The 16,829-nt window shown below is 68.8% G+C and carries 16 protein-coding genes; 12 read left to right on the top strand and 4 right to left on the bottom strand.

Annotation, left to right across the window (positions count from 1 at the left end):
- Nucleotides 1-11: 11 nt before the first annotated feature.
- Nucleotides 12-1,424 carry a mycothione reductase gene (gene mtr / locus ACAG25_RS22615; RefSeq protein WP_370490717.1) on the bottom strand — a complete coding sequence of 471 codons (1,413 nt, stop codon included), beginning with the start codon at nt 1,422-1,424 and terminating at the stop codon, nt 12-14.
- Complete coding sequence (locus ACAG25_RS22610) at nt 1,417-2,448, bottom strand: alpha/beta hydrolase (RefSeq protein WP_370490716.1); 1,032 nt, start codon at nt 2,446-2,448, stop codon at nt 1,417-1,419. The genes mtr and ACAG25_RS22610 overlap by 8 nt, the downstream gene beginning before the upstream one ends.
- A 75-nt stretch (nt 2,449-2,523) precedes the next feature.
- Between ACAG25_RS22610 and mqo the strand changes: the two genes are divergently transcribed.
- The 8 genes from mqo (at nt 2,524) to ACAG25_RS22570 (ending at nt 13,216) form a co-directional block, all read left to right on the top strand.
- The gene (mqo, locus tag ACAG25_RS22605) at nt 2,524-4,089 is read left to right on the top strand and encodes a malate dehydrogenase (quinone) (RefSeq protein ID WP_370490715.1); all 1,566 of its coding nucleotides are present in this window, start codon (nt 2,524-2,526) and stop codon (nt 4,087-4,089) included.
- A gap of 14 nt (nt 4,090-4,103) precedes the next feature.
- Nucleotides 4,104-4,550: a GNAT family N-acetyltransferase gene (locus tag ACAG25_RS22600; RefSeq protein WP_370490714.1), complete on the top strand. Its 447-nt coding sequence runs from the start codon at nt 4,104-4,106 to the stop codon at nt 4,548-4,550.
- Nucleotides 4,547-6,436: a magnesium chelatase subunit D family protein gene (locus tag ACAG25_RS22595; protein WP_370490713.1), complete on the top strand. Its 1,890-nt coding sequence runs from the start codon at nt 4,547-4,549 to the stop codon at nt 6,434-6,436. The genes ACAG25_RS22600 and ACAG25_RS22595 overlap by 4 nt, the downstream gene beginning before the upstream one ends.
- Nucleotides 6,437-6,449: 13 nt before the next feature.
- Nucleotides 6,450-7,064 carry a cob(I)yrinic acid a,c-diamide adenosyltransferase gene (gene cobO / locus ACAG25_RS22590; RefSeq protein WP_370490712.1) on the top strand — a complete coding sequence of 205 codons (615 nt, stop codon included), beginning with the start codon at nt 6,450-6,452 and terminating at the stop codon, nt 7,062-7,064.
- A gap of 72 nt (nt 7,065-7,136) precedes the next feature.
- A complete protein-coding gene (locus tag ACAG25_RS22585) occupies nt 7,137-8,507 on the top strand; it encodes a cobyrinate a,c-diamide synthase (protein WP_370490711.1) in 1,371 nt (456 codons plus the stop codon).
- An 8-nt stretch (nt 8,508-8,515) separates the two neighbouring features.
- Nucleotides 8,516-9,724, top strand: a complete 1,209-nt coding sequence (cobA, locus tag ACAG25_RS22580) for a uroporphyrinogen-III C-methyltransferase (RefSeq protein ID WP_370490710.1) — start codon at nt 8,516-8,518, stop codon at nt 9,722-9,724.
- A 33-nt stretch (nt 9,725-9,757) separates the two neighbouring features.
- Complete coding sequence (locus tag ACAG25_RS22575; RefSeq protein ID WP_370490709.1) at nt 9,758-11,383, top strand: MFS transporter; 1,626 nt, start codon at nt 9,758-9,760, stop codon at nt 11,381-11,383.
- A gap of 78 nt (nt 11,384-11,461) precedes the next feature.
- Nucleotides 11,462-13,216 (top strand): proline--tRNA ligase, encoded by a 1,755-nt coding sequence (locus tag ACAG25_RS22570; protein WP_370490708.1) that lies wholly within the window; start codon nt 11,462-11,464, stop codon nt 13,214-13,216.
- A 2-nt stretch (nt 13,217-13,218) separates the two neighbouring features.
- Here the strand turns inward: ACAG25_RS22570 and ACAG25_RS22565 are convergent, their stop codons facing one another.
- Both ACAG25_RS22565 and ACAG25_RS22560 read right to left on the bottom strand, forming a co-directional pair.
- Nucleotides 13,219-13,686, bottom strand: a complete 468-nt coding sequence (locus ACAG25_RS22565) for a ferritin-like domain-containing protein (RefSeq protein WP_370490707.1) — start codon at nt 13,684-13,686, stop codon at nt 13,219-13,221.
- Complete coding sequence (locus ACAG25_RS22560) at nt 13,683-14,222, bottom strand: hypothetical protein (protein ID WP_370490706.1); 540 nt, start codon at nt 14,220-14,222, stop codon at nt 13,683-13,685. Before ACAG25_RS22560 ends, ACAG25_RS22565 begins: the two co-directional genes overlap by 4 nt.
- 137 nt (nt 14,223-14,359) lie before the next feature.
- On the opposite strand from ACAG25_RS22560, the gene rimP reads away from it, so the two are divergent.
- From rimP to ACAG25_RS22540, 4 genes are all read left to right on the top strand, one after another.
- Nucleotides 14,360-14,887 carry a ribosome maturation factor RimP gene (rimP, locus tag ACAG25_RS22555; protein WP_370490705.1) on the top strand — a complete coding sequence of 176 codons (528 nt, stop codon included), beginning with the start codon at nt 14,360-14,362 and terminating at the stop codon, nt 14,885-14,887.
- A gap of 3 nt (nt 14,888-14,890) precedes the next feature.
- Nucleotides 14,891-15,934, top strand: a complete 1,044-nt coding sequence (nusA, locus tag ACAG25_RS22550; protein ID WP_370490704.1) for a transcription termination factor NusA — start codon at nt 14,891-14,893, stop codon at nt 15,932-15,934.
- Between the two features lie 178 nt (nt 15,935-16,112).
- Complete coding sequence (locus ACAG25_RS22545) at nt 16,113-16,358, top strand: YlxR family protein (protein WP_370490703.1); 246 nt, start codon at nt 16,113-16,115, stop codon at nt 16,356-16,358.
- A 127-nt stretch (nt 16,359-16,485) separates the two neighbouring features.
- On the top strand, nt 16,486-16,829 hold a 344-nt coding region (locus ACAG25_RS22540; RefSeq protein WP_370490702.1), incomplete at its 3' end, for a translation initiation factor IF-2 N-terminal domain-containing protein.

Below are 16,829 nucleotides of genomic sequence, written 5' to 3'. Positions count from 1 at the left end.
GCGACTCCGGTCTAATGCCGCCGTCCCGGCGGCCAGGCCGGCTCCCCGCACAACGCCAACAACGCATTCTCCACCACCTCCGGCAGGGCCGGATGGATCCAGTACTGACCCCGTGCCATCTCCTGCGCCGGCAGGTCGAACGCCATCGCCTGGATCAGGGGCTGGATGATCGAGGATGCCTGGTGTCCCATGATGTGGGCGCCCAGCAGCAGGCCGGTGTCGTCGTCGACGATCAGTTTCGCGAATCCGACGGTTTCCTCCATCGCCCAGCCGTAGGCCACGTCGCTGTAGTCCTGGACCTTCGAACGGATGCGGTAACCCGCTGCGCGCGCCTCGTTCTCGGTCATCCCGACCGACGCGATCTGCGGGTCGGTGAACACCGCCGACGGCACGTAGCGGTGGTTGACCGGCATCATCGCGTCGGTGTCGTCCCACTCCTGCAAGAGGTTGTGTTTGACCACCCGGGCCTCGTGGTTGGCCACGTGCTTGAGCTGGAACGGCGAGCACACGTCGCCCAGCGCGAAGATGTTGCGGGCGGTGGTGCGCTGGAACTCGTCGACGGTCACCCGTCCGCCCTCGAGCGCCACCCCGGCGTGGTGGGCGTCGAGACGGTCTCCGTTGGGCACGCGGCCGGTGGCCACCAGCAGCACATCGCCCTGCAGCGTGGAACCGTCGTCGAGCCTCAGCGTGACACCCGAATCGTCAGAGGTGCCACCGACAATGTTGCGCCGACTGTGGATCTCCCACTTCTTCCCCGCGATGTCGGTGAACCGCTCACATACCGTGTCGTCGGCGTGGCTGAGCATCGTGGTGCCGCGCAGCACGATCGTCACCCTGCTGCCCAGCGCCGAGAACACATGGGCGAATTCGGCGGCCACGTAACCGCCGCCGACAATGATGATGTGCTCGGGTAGATCCGAGATCCGCATGATGGTGTCGCTGGTGTGATACGCCACGCCGCAGTCGAGGATCGCCGGCGGCACTGTCGCGCGTGCACCGGCAGCTATCACCACCTGATCGGCGGTGAACTCCTCACCGTCATCGGTACGCAGCCGATAACCCGAATCATTCCCGCCGGCAGCGAATTTCGTGTGGCTGCCGAACACCTCGACGTTCGGCGACGAACGCCGGTAATGCTCGCCGCCGGTGGCCAACGGATCGATCCGGCCGAACACCCGCGACACGATGTCGGGCCAGCGCACCCCCTCGAGGTGACCGTCGACGCCGAACCGCGCCGAGTCCACGATCTGGCCGGCCACCCCCGCGGCATAGACGAACATCTTCGTCGGGATGCACCCCACGTTCAGGCAGGTGCCGCCGAACACGCCGCTCTCGCAGATCGCCACCCGCTTGTCGATGTACCGCTCGTCGAGAATGGTGTTGCCCGAACCGGTTCCGATGATCGCGATGTCGAAATCAGCCATGCCCTCGCCTTTCCTGCGGCGGCGTCGGGTGCCCCACCGCGCCGAGATGGTCGGTCAGATACCAGTCCAGCCACCGGTCGAGCTCGGCGAACGCCGCGGCCCGCGGTCCGGCCAGAGACAGGAATACGTCATGTTTGGCGTCGGCGATGGGTGCGACGGTGCTGCGGTTGCCGATACAACCGGCCCACCGCGCGATCTGGGCGACGTCGAGCACAGCATCCCCGCGCTGCATCAACTGCGGGTCGGCCACCTCACCGACGGTGTGGTCCGAACGCAGGATCAGGTTGGGCACCCCGACGTCGAGCCCGCGGTGCAACTGAGCCTGCCCCCGTCGGATCGCGTGCAGCCACCCGAACGTGACCGGGAACCCGCCGATGGGCTTCCACGTCAGGTCGTAGTCGAACTCACCGCCGTAGTCGCGGTGCAACGACGTTCCGTAACCGCCCTCGCGCGGCCTGCGCACCACCGAACGGGCCCGCATCCGCGCCATCACCTTCAGCGCCGCCGCCGTCGGCGCCGAGCGCAGCACACTCGGTCCGTGCAGGTCCAGAAACGGGCTGTTGAGCACCAGGCCCGTCAGACCCAGTGCGGCTGTGCGCCCGGCCCGCCGCAACCGGTCCAGCCACAACGACACCACCAGGCCGCCGGCGGAGTGGGCGCACACCAGCACATCGGCACCCGTCTCGGCGGTGACGGTCGTCACCGCCAGCTCCAACTCGGCGTCGTAGCGGGCGAGGTCGGTAGTGAAGTGCGGTGTCTGTCCGGGACGATGCGAACGTCCGCATTTATGCAGGTCCAGGGCGAAACAAGCGAAGCCGCGCGCCGCGAAGTGATCCGCGACCCCGGTGTGGAAGAAGTAGTCTGTGTAACCGTGGACCAGCAGGACCGCATGCCGACCGGTCGGTTCTGCTCCGTCGCGACGGACCAGCGTCGCCTCGAGTTCGCCCTCCCCGTCGGGATCGGGACCCAGCCGGAAGGTGCGACGCGAGTATCCGGGCAGCACATCGGGCTCCCAACCAGACACGACAGCCACACTAATGCGAGGGTGGTCCGGAGGTTGGACACCATTGCGCCGGGATAACCTGAACACCGGTAAGCCGTGCAACGGGCAGCGACCACGAAGGACCACGAACAGGTGTCGGAAGCAGAGAAGACAGACGTCCTGCTGGTAGGGGCGGGCATCATGAGCGCGACCCTCGGCGCGTTGCTGCGATTGGTCGAGCCGAACTGGTCGATCACACTCGTCGAACGCCTCGACGGCGCGGCCGCCGAGAGCAGCGACCCGTGGAACAACGCCGGCACCGGCCACTCGGCGCTGTGCGAACTGAATTACACCCCGGCGCGCCCGGACGGCTCGATCGACATCACCAAAGCGGTCAGCGTCAACGAACAGTTCCAGGTGTCGCGACAGTTCTGGGCCTACGCCGTGGAGAACGGCGTCATTCCCGACGTGCGCAGCTTCCTCAACCCGATCCCGCACGTCAGCTTCGTCGCGGGTGAGGACAACGTGCGGTACCTACGCCGGCGCTACGACGCGCTGGTGACCAACCCACTGTTCGGGTCGATGGAGTTCATCGACAGCCCCGACGAGTTCGCGCGCCGGCTACCGCTGATGGCCGCCGGACGTGACTTCTCCGAACCGGTCGCGCTGAACTGGACCCAGGACGGCACCGACGTCGACTTCGGCTCGTTGTCACGACAATTGATCGGGTTCTGCGCCAAGGGTGGCATGACCACCCTCTTCGGCAACGACGTGCGAAACCTGAGCCAGAACTCCGACGGCACGTGGACGGTCAAGATCGTCAACGGCCGCAACGGCGCCAAGCGCACCATCAACGCGCGGTTCGTCTTCGTCGGCGCCGGCGGCGGCGCACTGCCGCTGCTGCAGAAGGCCGGCATCGAGGAAGCCAAGGGATTCGGCGGATTCCCGGTCGGCGGGCAGTTCCTGCGCACCGACAAGCCCTCGCTCACTGCCGGCCACCAGGCCAAGGTCTACGGATTGCCCCCGCTGGGTGCGCCGCCGATGTCGGTGCCCCATCTCGACACCCGGGTGATCAACCGTAAGTCGTGGCTGCTGTTCGGCCCGTTCGCAGGTTGGTCGCCGAAGTTCCTCAAGCAGGGCAAGGTCACCGACCTGCCGTTCTCGGTCAAGCCGGACAACCTGGTCTCGATGCTGGGTGTGGGCCTGACCGAGATGGGGCTGCTGCGGTACCTCATCGGTCAGTTGGTGCAGAGTGAATCCGCGCGAGTCGACTCGCTTCGCGAATTCGCGCCGACCGCAAAGGATTCCGACTGGGAACTCGACATCGCCGGGCAGCGTGTGCAGGTCATCCGTAAGGCCAAGGGCAAAGGCGGCGTGCTGGAATTCGGCACCACCGTGCTGGCCGCGGGCGACGGCAGCATCGCGGGTCTGCTGGGCGCTTCTCCCGGCGCCTCGACTGCGGTCCCGGCGATGCTCGACGTGATGCAACGTTGCTTCGCGGACCGTTATGAGAGCTGGACACCCACCCTCAAGGCTATGATTCCATCGTTGGGCATCCAATTGTCCGACGAGCCAAAGCTTTTCGAGGAAGTGTGGGCGCACGGCACCAAGGTGCTCAAGTTGGACAAGCCGGCCAGCGGTGTTCCCGCAACCGTCGGAACCGAACACGTGGCGACCGTTTGACAGCCGAGCTTGTCATGACCGTCGCGCTGCGCCGCAGCTGGGCCAAGGATCTGGACGCGGCGACGCTCTACGAGCTGCTCAAGCTTCGCGTCGAGGTGTTCGTCGTCGAACAGGCCACGCCCTACCCGGAACTCGACGGTCGGGACCTCCTCGCCGAGACCCGGCACTTCTGGCTCGAGGCCCCCGACCGCTCGGTGATCTCCACGTTGCGACTGATGGAAGAACATCCCGGCGGGCACAAGGCGTTCCGGCTGGGTCGGGTGTGCACGAAACGTACCGACCGCGGCAGGGGACACGCCGCCCGGTTGCTGCGCTCTGCGCTGGCCGAGGTCGGTGACCACCCCTGCCACATCAACGCCCAGACCTACCTGACCGACATGTATCTCAGCCATGGATTCGTCCGCGCCGGTGACGAATTCCTCGACGACGGGATCCCGCACGTGCCGATGGTGAAACCTTGACTGCTTCTGCGCCTGGAGCGCTCTACCCTTTCAGCGCTCTGGTCGGACACGATCGGCTGCGGCTGGCCCTGTTGCTGTGCGCGGTCCGCCCCGACATCGGCGGCGTCCTGATCCGCGGGGAGAAGGGCACCGCGAAGTCCACCGCGGTCCGCGCGCTGGCCCACGTGCTCGCCACGGCGTCCGGCGGCGACGGCGGACAGCTCGTCGAACTGCCGATCGGTGCCACCGAGGACCGCGTGGTCGGCTCCCTGGATCTGCAGAAGGTGCTCAGCGACGGAGAGCATGCCTTCTCGCCCGGACTGCTCGCGCGTGCACACCGAGGAGTGCTCTACGTCGACGAGGTCAACCTGCTGCACGACCACCTGGTCGACGTCCTGCTCGACGCCGCCGCGATGGGCCGGGTGCACATCGAACGCGACGGCGTGTCCCACAGCCACGACGCGCGGTTCGTGCTGATCGGCACCATGAACCCCGAAGAGGGCGAGCTGCGCCCGCAGCTGCTCGACCGGTTCGGTCTCACCGTCGACGTCTCGGCGTCCCGCGACGTCGACGTCCGTGCCGAGGTCATCCGGCAACGCCTGGCCTACGAGGCCGACCCTGACGGTTTCGCGGCCCGCTACGCCGAGGCGGATGCGGAGCTGGCCGCCCGTGTCGCCCATGCCCGGGCCCTGGTGCCCGAGGTGGTGCTGCCCGACATCGAGCTGCGGCGGATCGCCGCTCTGTGTGCGGCCTTCGACGTCGACGGTATGCGCGCCGATCTCGTGGTCGCCCGCACGGCCGTCGCGCACGCGGCGTGGCGGGGCGCTCACGAGGTGACCGAGGACGACATCCGGGTGGCTGCCGAGTTCGCTCTGCCGCACCGGCGTCGGCGCGACCCCTTCGACGACCCCGGTCTCGACGAGGACCGCCTCGACGACGCGATGCAACAGGCGGGCGAGTCTGCGCAGGATGAGCCGGCGAACCCCGACCACGACCCGGACCCCGATCCGGAGCCACCGGGCGGTGGGGGCGGCGAGCTGCCCGATTCGGTCTCGGAACCGGCTGCGGGGCAAGGAAAGTCGTCGACCCGCCCGAGCGCGCCCCCGGCGGCGACGTTCCGGACCCGTGCTCTGGTCGTGCCGGGCGTCGGGGAAGGGGCGCCCGGCCGGCGCTCGCGGGCGCGCAACCGCACCGGCACCGTCGTCGCCGCGGCCACCGATTCCACCGACGGACACGGGGTACACGTCTTCGGCACCGTCCTGGCCGGTGCTGCGCGCCACCGCGCGCGCGGCCCGCTACGGCTGGCCCCCGACGACGTGCGCCGCGCGATCCGCGAAGGGCGCGAAGGCAACCTGGTGATCTTCGTCGTCGACGCGTCGGGGTCGATGGCCGCGCGTGACCGGATGTCGGCGGTGACCGGAGCGACCATGTCGTTGCTGCGCGATGCTTACCAACGCCGCGACAAGGTCGCGGTGATCAGTTTCCGCCAGCAGGAAGCAAGGGTGCTGCTGCCGCCGACCAACTCCGTCTACATCGCAAGTCGCCGGCTGTCCCGATTCGACACCGGCGGTAAAACGCCTCTGGCGCAGGGGCTTCTGGCCGCCCGCGACATGGTGGTGCGCGAACGCGCCCGTGACCGTGCCCGTCGCAGTCTGGTGGTGGTGCTGACCGACGGCCGCGCCACCGGTGGTCCGGATCCGCTGGGGCGCACCCGGATGGCTGCGACGCGGCTGTTGGCCGAAGGAGCAGCTGCAGTCGTGGTGGACTGTGAAACCACTTATGTTCGTCTGGGTTTGGCCGACGACCTGGCGCACCGGCTCGGGGCGCCCGCGGTGCGGCTCGATCAGCTGCGCGCCGATGCCCTCACTTCGGTGGTGCGGGGTCAGGCCGGCCGCGGCGCCGCCTGAGAAAGGGGACCTGATGCCTCAGGGCCAACCGTTGACCGTCCCCGAGGACGGACTGACCACCCGAGCGCGCCGCAACGCGCCGCTGCTGGCCGTGCACACCGGCCCCGGCAAGGGAAAGTCCACCGCTGCGTTCGGCATGGCGTTGCGTGCATGGAACCAGGGCTTCGACATCGCGGTGTTCCAGTTCGTCAAGAGCGCGAAATGGAGGGTGGGGGAGGAGACCGCGCTGCGCGAGCTGGGTCGCGCACACGAGGAGCGCGGGGTCGGCGGACCGGTCGAGTGGCACAAGATGGGATCGGGCTGGTCCTGGTCGCGTAAGGCCGGGTCCGAGGCCGATCACGCCGCGGCGGCCGCCGAGGGCTGGGCCGAGATCGCACGCCGGCTCGCCGAGCAGCGGCACACCTTCTATGTGCTCGACGAGTTCACCTATCCGCTCAAGTGGGGCTGGGTCGACGTCGACGAGGTGGTCGCGACGCTGGGCGAGCGACCCGGCTCACAACATGTGGTCATCACCGGGCGCGACGCCCCGCAGGCGTTGATCGACGCCGCGGATCTGGTGACCGAGATGACGAAGGTGAAGCATCCGATGGATGTGGGGCGGAAGGGCCAGAAAGGGATCGAGTGGTGAGCGCAGCGAGCCACGACAATGGGGCCGGCGAGTGGTGAGCGCGGCGAGCCACGACATTGGGGCCGGCGAGTGGTGAGTACCCCGGCGGTCGTGATCGCCGCGCCCGCCTCCGGCAGCGGCAAGACCACCATCGCCACCGGTCTGATGGGCGCACTGCGGCGTGCCGGACAGCGGGTGGCGCCGTTCAAGGTGGGTCCGGACTTCATCGACCCGGGCTATCACGGCCTGGCCGCGGGACGTCCCAGCCGCAACCTCGACCCGGTGCTGCTCGGCGAGCAGCTCATCGGTCCGCTCTACCGGCACGGCAGTGACGACGCCGACATCGCCGTGGTCGAAGGTGTGATGGGCCTGTTCGACGGCCGGATCGGCGATGCCGCCGAGGCCGGCACAGCCCGCGGGTCCACCGCGCACGTGGCCGCACTGCTGGGTGCGCCGGTGGTGCTGGTGGTCGACGCGCGCGGGCAGAGTCACAGCGTGGCCGCCCTGCTGCACGGATTCGCGACGTTCGACCAGGGGGTACGGATCGCCGGGGTGATCCTGAACCGGGTCGGTTCGGCCCGCCACGACGCGGTCCTGCGTCAGGCGTGCGAGCAGGCCGGCGTACCGGTGCTCGGGTCGGTGCCCCGTACCGACGAGCTGGCGGTACCGTCTCGGCACCTCGGCCTGATCACGGCGGTCGAGCACGGCGTTCGCGCAGAAGCCGCCATCGAGGCGATGACCACGCTGGTGGCCCGTCATGTCGACCTCGCGGCGGTGGTGGCGGCGGCGTCGAGCCGCGTCACCGCCCCGGCCTGGACCCCGGCCGTCGCCGCGCCGGTGACCGGACCCGTCACCGTCGCCCTGGCGGCCGGTCAGGCGTTCACTTTCGGCTATGCCGAGCACGTCGAGCTGCTGAATGCTGCCGGCGCGGACATCGTTGCTTTCGATCCGCTCCGCGACCCGCTACCCGACGACACCGATGCGCTGGTCCTGCCCGGGGGCTTCCCCGAGGAGTTCGGCGCCGATCTGTCGGCGAACCAGACCGTCCGTCGACAGATCGCGGCACTGGCCGCGCGGGGCGCCCCCATTCATGCCGAGTGCGCCGGGCTGACCTATCTGGTCGACGAACTCGACGGCATGCCGATGTGTGGGGTGATCGGCGGCACGGCGACGTTCACCGACAAGCTCACCCTGGGCTACCGGGATGCCGTCGCGATGACCGATTCGCCGCTGCACTCCACCGGCGACCGGGTGGTGGGGCACGAATTCCACCGCACCACAGTGCAGTTCGCCTCACCCGTGCGGCCCGCGTGGCGGCTGCGGGGCCGCGCCGGCACCTTCGTCGACGACGGAGTGGTGCAGGGCGGCGTGCACGCGGCGTACCTGCACACCCATCCCGCGGCCCGCCCGGACACCGTCACCGGCTTCGTCACCGCCGCCGCAACCTCTAAGCTCGCCGGGTGACGCGCTCGATGAGTACTGATGATGCCTATCTGGTGGGGCTGCGGCTGGCCGGTAAGAAGGTCGTCGTCGTCGGCGGGGGAACCGTGGCGCAGCGGCGGCTTCCGCTGCTGGTCGCCAGCGGCGCCGACGTGCACGTCATCACCAAGGCTGCCACCCCCGTGGTCGAAGCGCTCGACGGAATCACCCTGACGCTGCGCGAATTTCGTGACGGAGACCTCGAGGGCGCCTGGTATGTGATCGCTGCCACCGACGACCCGGACGTCAACGCCACGATCGTCGCCGAAGCCGAAAGCCGCCGCGTGTTCTGCGTGCGCGCCGACGTTGCGGTCGAAGGCACCGCGGTGACCCCGGCGAGCTTCGACCACGAGGGGTTGTCGATCGGCGTGCTGGCCGGCGGGGAGCACCGTCGCTCGGCGGCCATCCGCACCGCCATCCGGGAAGCGCTGCAGCAGGGTCTGATCGCCGAGAGCGCCGAGGACGCGCCCGGCGTGGTCAAGGGTAGCGTCGCGCTCGTCGGCGGTGGACCCGGCGATCCGGAGTTGATGACCGTCCGCGGCCGGCGGTTGCTCGCCCACGCCGACGTCGTCGTCGCCGATCGGTTGGCGCCACAGGAACTGCTCGCCGAGCTCTCACCCGACATCGAGGTGATCGACGCCGCGAAGATCCCGTACGGGCGGGCGATGGCGCAGGACGCCATCAACTCGGTACTCATCGAGCGGGCCCGGCAGGGCAAGTTCGTCGTGCGCCTCAAAGGCGGCGATCCGTTCGTGTTCGCCCGCGGCTACGAGGAGATCATCGCGTGCACCGAGGCCGGCATCCCGGTGACCGTGGTGCCCGGGGTGACCAGCGCCATAGCGGTGCCCGCGCTGGCCGGCGTGCCGGTCACCCACCGCGGCCTCAATCATGAATTCGTAGTGGTCAGCGGCCATGTTGCGCCGGGGCATCCCGAATCGTTAGTGAATTGGGATGCGCTGGCCGCGATGAGCGGCACCATCGTGTTGCTGATGGCCGTCGAGCGCATCGAACTCTTCACCGATGTCTTGCTCAAAGGCGGTAGACCTGCGGATACGCCGGTGCTGGTGGTCCAGCACGGCAGCACGAACGCACAACGGGTGTTGCGGTCGACGTTGTCGGAAGCTCCCGAGCGCATCCGGTCGGACGGGATAAGACCGCCGGCGATCATCGTGATAGGGGCGGTGGCAGGCTTCGGGGCTTAGAGGATTCTTAAGATTACTGTAGGGTAGCTCGTTATGACGGCTCTCAACGATGCGGAGCGTGCCGCCATCCACCGTGATGCACAAGACAGAGAAAATCGAGGCTCGAAACGAGCCTCGGGTCGTGCTCTGCCCGCGCGGATCGAGGGTGAGACGGCCGGCGGCCGCGGAGGCGACGGAGCGCGAGCAGGCAGGACACCGGCATGGTTGCCGTCGCGGCGGTTCATCGCCGCGGTCATCGCGATCGGCGGCATGCAGCTGCTGGCGACGATGGACAGCACCATCGCCATCGTCGCGTTGCCCAGGATCCAAGACGAACTCAACCTTTCCGACGCAGGCCGCAGCTGGGTCATCACCGCCTATGTGCTGACGTTCGGCGGTCTGATGCTGCTCGGTGGGCGCCTCGGCGACACCATCGGGCGCAAGCGGACCTTCATCGTCGGTGTGACGCTGTTCACCATCGCCTCGGTCCTGTGCGGAATCGCCTGGGACGAGGCCACTTTGGTGATCGCCCGGTTGCTGCAGGGTGTCGGTGCGGCCATCGCGTCCCCGACGGCCCTGGCGCTGATCGCCACGACCTTCCCCAAGGGGCCCGCCCGTAACGCCGCCACGGCGGTATTCGCGGCCATGACCGGCGTCGGATCGGTGATGGGCCTGGTGGTCGGCGGCGCGCTGACCGAGGTGTCCTGGCGATTGGCGTTCCTGGTGAACGTGCCGATCGGCCTGATCATGATCTACCTGGCGCGCAAGACGCTGCGGGAGACCAACCGTGAGCGGCTCAAGCTCGACGCCGCCGGCGCGCTGTTGGCGACGATGGGCTGCACGGCCGCGGTGTTCGCGTTCTCGATGGGCCCGGAAGCCGGCTGGACCTCGCCGGTGACGCTCGGTTCCGGTCTGGCCGCCGTCGGCTGCCTGATCGCGTTCCTGTGGGTCGAACGCACCGCGGAGAACCCGGTGGTGCCGTTCGATCTGTTCCTCGACCGCAACCGCGTCGCCACGTTCGCGGCGATCTTCCTGGCCGGTGGCGTGATGTTCACGCTGACGGTGCTGATCGGTCTCTACGTGCAGGACATCATGGGCTACAGCGCGCTGAAGGCGGGCATCGGGTTCATCCCGTTCGTCATCGCTCTCGGCATCGGGCTCGGATTGTCCTCGGCATTGGTGTCGAAGTTCCCGCCGCGGGTGCTGGTCATCGGTGGTGGTGTGCTGGTGCTCGCCGCGATGCTCTACGGCTCGACGCTGGATGCGAACATCCCGTACTTCCCGAACCTGGTCCTGCCGATCACCATCGGCGGGTTGGGCATCGGCATGATCGTGGTGCCGTTGATGATTTCGGCGATCGCCGGCGTCGGCTTCGACCAGATCGGCCCGGTCTCGGCGATCGCGCTGATGCTGCAGAACCTGGGCGGTCCGGTGGTGCTGGCGATCATCCAGGCGGTCATCACCTCGCGCACCCTGTATCTGGGCGGCACCACCGGCCCGGTCAAGGACATGAACCCCGCGCAGCTGCACGCCCTCGACCAGGGTTACACCTACGGGCTGCTGTGGGTGGCCGCGGTCGCGGTGATCGTCGGCGGTGCGGCGCTGTTCATCAAGTACACCGCGGAGCAGGTGGCGCACGCGCAAGAGGTGAAGGACGCGCTCGACGCCGGAGAGCTCTGACCCGCGATTTCGGCGTGGTTGTCGACGCTGGGCGACGGTAAGCACGCCGAAATCACGCGGCAAGTAGGGTGGTCGCTCGTGATCACCCGCATGTCCGAGCTTTTTCTGCGCACACTGCGCGACGACCCTGCCGATGCCGAGGTGCCCAGCCACAAGCTGCTCATCCGCGCCGGCTACGTGCGCCCCGTGGGGCCCGGGTTGTACAGCTGGCTGCCGCTCGGCCTGAGGGTGCTGCGCCGCATCGAGAAGATCGTGCGCGACGAGATGGATGCCATCGGCGGTCAGGAGATCCTCTTCCCGGCACTGCTGCCGCGTGCGCCCTACGAGACCACCAACCGCTGGACCGAGTACGGCGACACGTTGTTCCGGCTGCAGGACCGCCGCGCCAACGACTACCTGCTGGGGCCCACCCACGAGGAGATGTTCACCCTCACGGTCAAGGGGGAGTACTCGTCGTACAAGGACTTCCCGCTGCGGCTCTACCAGATTCAGAACAAGTATCGCGACGAAGCCCGTCCTCGCGCCGGCATCCTGCGCGGTCGCGAGTTCCTGATGAAGGACTCCTACTCTTTCGACGTCGACGACCAGGGTCTGCAGAACGCCTACGACGCCCATCGTGGGGCCTATCAACGGATCTTCGACAAGTTGCAGGTCCGGTACGTCATCGTCTCGGCGGTGTCGGGAGCGATGGGCGGCAGCGCTTCCGAGGAGTTCCTGGCCGAGAGCGAGGTCGGTGAGGACACCTATGTGCGGTGCCCCGAGTCCGGGTACGCCGCCAACGTCGAGGCTGTCGTCACGAGGGTGCCCGATCCCCTGCCGATCGAGGGGCAACCTGAAGCCGTGGTGTACGACACCGGCGACACGCCCACCATCGCGACGCTGGTCGACTGGGCCAACGGCGCCGACCTGCCGCAGTTCGCCGGGCGGACGGTGACCGCGGCGGACACGTTGAAGAACGTGATGGTCAAAGTCCGTGAGCCGGGCGGGGACTGGGAACTGCTGGCGATCGGGATACCGGGGGACCGCGAGGTCGACGACAAGAGGCTGGGCGCGGCGCTCGAACCCGCCGAGTACGCCCTGCTCGACGACACCGATTTCGCCCGCAACCGCTTCCTGGTCAAGGGGTACATCGGGCCGAAAGGGCTGCAGGCCAACGGCGTCCGTTACCTCGTGGACCCGCGTGTCGTCGACGGCACCTCCTGGATCACCGGCGCCGACGAGCCCGGCCGGCACGTCGTGGGTCTGGTCGCGGGGCGGGACTTCACCGCCGACGGCACCATCGAAGCCGCAGAGGTTCGGGAAGGTGACCCGTCACCGGACGGGGCGGGCTCGTTGGTCGCTGCGCGCGGGATCGAGATCGGGCACGTCTTCCAACTCGGCCGCAAGTACGCCGACGCGTTCGGCGCCGACGTCCTCGGCGAGAACGGCAAGCCGGTGCGGCTGACGATGGGAAGTTACGGAATCGGGGTGTCCCGGCTGGTGGCGGTGCTGGCCGAACAGCACCACGACGAGCTCGGGCTGCGCTGGCCCGCCTCGGTGTCGCCGTTCGGGGTGCACGTGGTGATCGCCAACAAGGACGCGCAAGCCCGTGCCGGAGCCGTCGAGCTGGCCGCCGAGTTGGAGCGAGCAGGTATCGACGTGTTGCTCGACGACCGCCAAGCTTCGCCGGGCGTGAAGTTCAAGGACGCCGAGTTGCTCGGCGTGCCGTGGATCGTCGTCGTCGGCAGGGGCTGGGCCGACGGGGTGGTGGAACTGCGCAACCGGTTCAGCGGGGAGAAGCGCGACGTGCCGGCAGCAGGGGCAGCCGCCGATATCGCGGCTGCCATCCGATAGGGCTACTCGGTGCCGCCGGGGAACGCCTCGGAAACCGGGGTGATTTCGCCGACCGCGCGCCAGCGCGCAGCGCTGACCGCGGTGTCGATCATCGCGGCGACCGCGAGGGCCCGCAGCGTCTCGTCGGTGGCCTGTTCGACGACGGCGCGCCATGCGGTGGCCGCGTCCTCCTCCATCCGGACGGCCAGCTCCGCCGCCGCGGCGGGGTCGTCGACGTCGATGGGTAGCCGGTAGCCGGCCGCCGGCAGCGGCGCGGCGACGCCGCGCTCGTCGAGCAGGGCGATCGCCTCCTCGCGACGACGCCGGTGTTCGACCATGGCGTCGGCGACCAGGTAGTTGATCTCCGGCTCGGAGCGCGCCGAAACCATGCCGTAGCCGTAGATCGCGGCATGTTCGGCAGCCACGGCGTCATACAGGGCGCCGTCGATGCCGTCACTGGGACGAACGGGCGTCGGTTCGGCCGAGGTCATCGCGACCCTCCCGGTGCGGCCAGCGACACTGTGTAGGCCGCGGTGCACGCCGCGGCGATCGAGGCCAGCAATCCGGCCCGGTAGCCCGACAGCGTGGCTGCCGAGGTCGCGGCGCTGTCGGCCGAGACGCGCAACGCGCCGACGACATCGGCGGGGTTGGGCGCCGGCGGCGCCGGGGCGGTCGCGGCCGACGAGGTCGCGGTGGGCACCGTCACCGACGTGGTCGGCGCGGGCTGCCCGGTCAGCCGCACGATCTCGTCGGACAGCGCCTCGGCGTGGGCGGCGCGCATCGTGGCGACGTCGGTCAGCGTGTCGGCCACCTTGCCGCGGGTGGCGGCCGCGACGTCGGCGGCCAGCGTGCTGTCGGCACGGGCGCGGTCCAATGCCGTGGTCAGGTCGTCGAGGTCCGCCGGAGGTGGGGGAGCAGAACACCCCGTCGTCGTCGCGGCGAACCCACCCAGAACGACGAGACCGGCCGCCCCGGCCAGCACACGACGGCGGCTGACGGTCGGCGGATGGCTCGGCACGTGCCACATCCTGCCAGGTGGCACCGGCGCGGCAGAGGTCACGGTCTTTTCGAGCAGGAGGGCGCCGCGGCTGGCGTATCGTGGGGAAAGCTCGCCGCGCCCCTGCGCTGCGACCGGTCCGGACAATTCAACATGAGGAGCTCGCCGTGGCTGAGCGGTCTGCGGGATTGCCGTCGCAACGACAGGTGATCGAACTGCTCGAGGGGGCCTTCGCGCGCGCCGGATACGACCTCGAGGACGTGGTGCTCGACACTGCCGCCCGGCCGCCCCGCATCACCGTCGTCGCCGACAGTGACTCTGGCCTCGACCTCGACGCCGTCGCGGCGCTGTCGCGCACCGCTTCGGCGCTTCTCGACGAACTCGACACCCCCGCCTACGTGCTGGAGGTGACCTCGCCGGGCGTCGACCGCCCGCTGACCACGCCGGCGCACTTCCGCCGCGCACAGGGGCGCAAAGTGGAATTGACGCTGTCCGACGGATCGACGGTGTCGGGCCGGCTCGGTCCGGTCGACGACGGGTCGGTCCGCGTCGTGGTGCGCCAGGGTGCGCGCGCGGAGTTCTCCGTCCGCGACATTGCGCTGGAGGATGTTGTCAAAGCTGTTGTCCAGGTGGAGTTTTCGCCGCCCAATCCGCGTGAGCTGGAGCTGGCCGGCCAATCCGGAAAGGAGGGCTAGAGCGTGAACATCGACATGGCTGCCCTGCACGCGATCGAGGCCGACAAAGGGATCAGCGTCGACATCGTCGTCGAGACCATCAAGTCCGCGCTGTTGACGGCCTACCGCCACACCGAGGGGCACGAACCCGAGGCGCGCATCGACATCGACCGCAAGACCGGCGTGGTCAAGGTGATGGCGCGCCAGACCGACGACGACGGCAACGTCCTGCACGAATGGGACGACACCCCCGAGGGATTCGGACGCATCGCGGCGACCACGGCGCGTCAGGTCATCCTGCAGCGACTCCGGGATGCGGAGAACGAGAAGAACTACGGTGAGTTCTCCGCCCGCGAGGGCGACATCGTCGCCGGGGTCATCCAGCGCGACGCGCGCGCCAACGCGCGCGGCCTGGTCGTGGTCCGGATGGGTAGCGAGACCAAGGGCAACGAGGGCGTCATCCCGGTCGCCGAACAGGTCCCCGGCGAGAGCTACGAGCACGGCGACCGCCTGCGTTGCTATGTCGTCGGGGTCACCCGCGGTGCGCGCGAGCCGCTGATCACGTTGTCGCGCACCCATCCGAACCTGGTGCGCAAACTGTTCTCCCTGGAGGTGCCCGAGATCGCCGACGGCTCGGTCGAGATCGTCGCGGTGGCGCGCGAGGCCGGTCACCGTTCCAAGATCGCGGTGGCTTCGCGGATGTCGGGCCTCAACGCCAAAGGCGCCTGCATCGGACCGATGGGTCAGCGGGTGCGCAACGTGATGAGCGAACTGTCGGGGGAGAAGATCGACATCATCGACTACGACGAGGACCCCGCGCGGTTCGTCGCCAACGCGCTGTCGCCGGCCAAGGTGGTGTCGGTCACCGTGATCGACGAAGCTGCCCGCGCTGCTCGCGTGATCGTCCCCGACTTCCAGTTGTCGCTGGCCATCGGCAAGGAAGGCCAGAATGCCCGGTTGGCGGCCCGGCTCACCGGGTGGCGGATCGACATCCGCAGTGACGACGCCGAGGCCGACGCCGCGCACGAGCGACGACAGCCTCGTCCCGGTGCGGTGGGGGAGAGCTGAGCGGGGCGACGATCGACCGACTGACACGCCAAGCCGTCGCACCGGCTTTCTTTTCGACCCTCCCATGGCGGTAGACTCACCTGTGATCCAGCGCAAGACATCGGCTCGGATGCGCGGAAGCACCGATCACCCCTCCGGGGGACCAGTGCGGACGTGCATCGGGTGCCGGGAACGAGTGTTGGCCGTCGAACTGCTTCGAGTTGTCGTTGTTGCCGACGGTGACGGTTCCGGGAATGGTCCCGGGGTCGTGACCGTTGACGCGACGAGGACGCTGCCGGGGCGGGGTGCCTGGCTGCATCCCGATCCAGAGTGTCTGCACGCGGCGATTCGCCGGCGGGCTTTCGGCCGAGCGTTGCGGATCACCGGTTCACCGGACATCACCGCGGTGATGGAGCGTTTCGGCACAACTGCCGAGGTGCCTTGATCGCCCGGCCGCAGAAGAACAGGTAGCGAAGAACATGAGCACACCGTGAAGTCCCGATGACCATGCGTCATAGCTAAACCGAGGCGCGGCGCCTACCACCGCTGTCGCCTCTCAGACAGGAGAAGTAGTGGCAGGTAAGGCCCGTGTGCACGAGTTGGCCAAGGAACTCGGTGTCACAAGTAAAGAAGTGCTCGCCCGACTCAGTGAACAGGGCGAATTCGTCAAATCAGCATCGTCGACCGTCGAGGCGCCCGTAGCCCGTCGCCTGCGTGAGTCGTTCGGTGGCGGTAAGCCCGCAGCCGAGAAGGCGCCCGCCGGAGCCGGCAACGGCGCGCCCAAGCCGTCGGCACCCGAGAAGAAGCCCGCACCCAAGCCGTCGGCCCCGGCTGCACAGCAGCCGGCGGCTGCTCCCGCGCCGGTCGAGCCGCCCCGGCCCGTGCCCGGTCCGCCCGCCCCGGCGGCCCCGGCGGC

The organism is Mycobacterium sp. pV006 (assembly GCF_041287115.1).
In the GTDB taxonomy this organism is placed as follows: Bacteria; Actinomycetota; Actinomycetes; order Mycobacteriales; family Mycobacteriaceae; genus Mycobacterium.
The sequence above is the reverse complement of the archived record's forward strand: the minus strand, read 5'-3'. Positions and strand labels throughout refer to the sequence as shown.

Coding starts and splice junctions, on each gene's coding strand:
- mtr (WP_370490717.1), bottom strand. CDS start 1,424: ATGGCTGATTTCGACATCGCGATCATCGGAACCGGTTCGGGCAACACC.
- ACAG25_RS22600 (WP_370490714.1), top strand. CDS start 4,104: ATGACCGTCGCGCTGCGCCGCAGCTGGGCCAAGGATCTGGACGCGGCG.
- cobO (WP_370490712.1), top strand. CDS start 6,450: ATGCCTCAGGGCCAACCGTTGACCGTCCCCGAGGACGGACTGACCACC.
- cobA (WP_370490710.1), top strand. CDS start 8,516: ATGAGTACTGATGATGCCTATCTGGTGGGGCTGCGGCTGGCCGGTAAG.
- ACAG25_RS22575 (WP_370490709.1), top strand. CDS start 9,758: ATGACGGCTCTCAACGATGCGGAGCGTGCCGCCATCCACCGTGATGCA.
- ACAG25_RS22565 (WP_370490707.1), bottom strand. CDS start 13,686: ATGACCTCGGCCGAACCGACGCCCGTTCGTCCCAGTGACGGCATCGAC.
- ACAG25_RS22560 (WP_370490706.1), bottom strand. CDS start 14,222: ATGTGGCACGTGCCGAGCCATCCGCCGACCGTCAGCCGCCGTCGTGTG.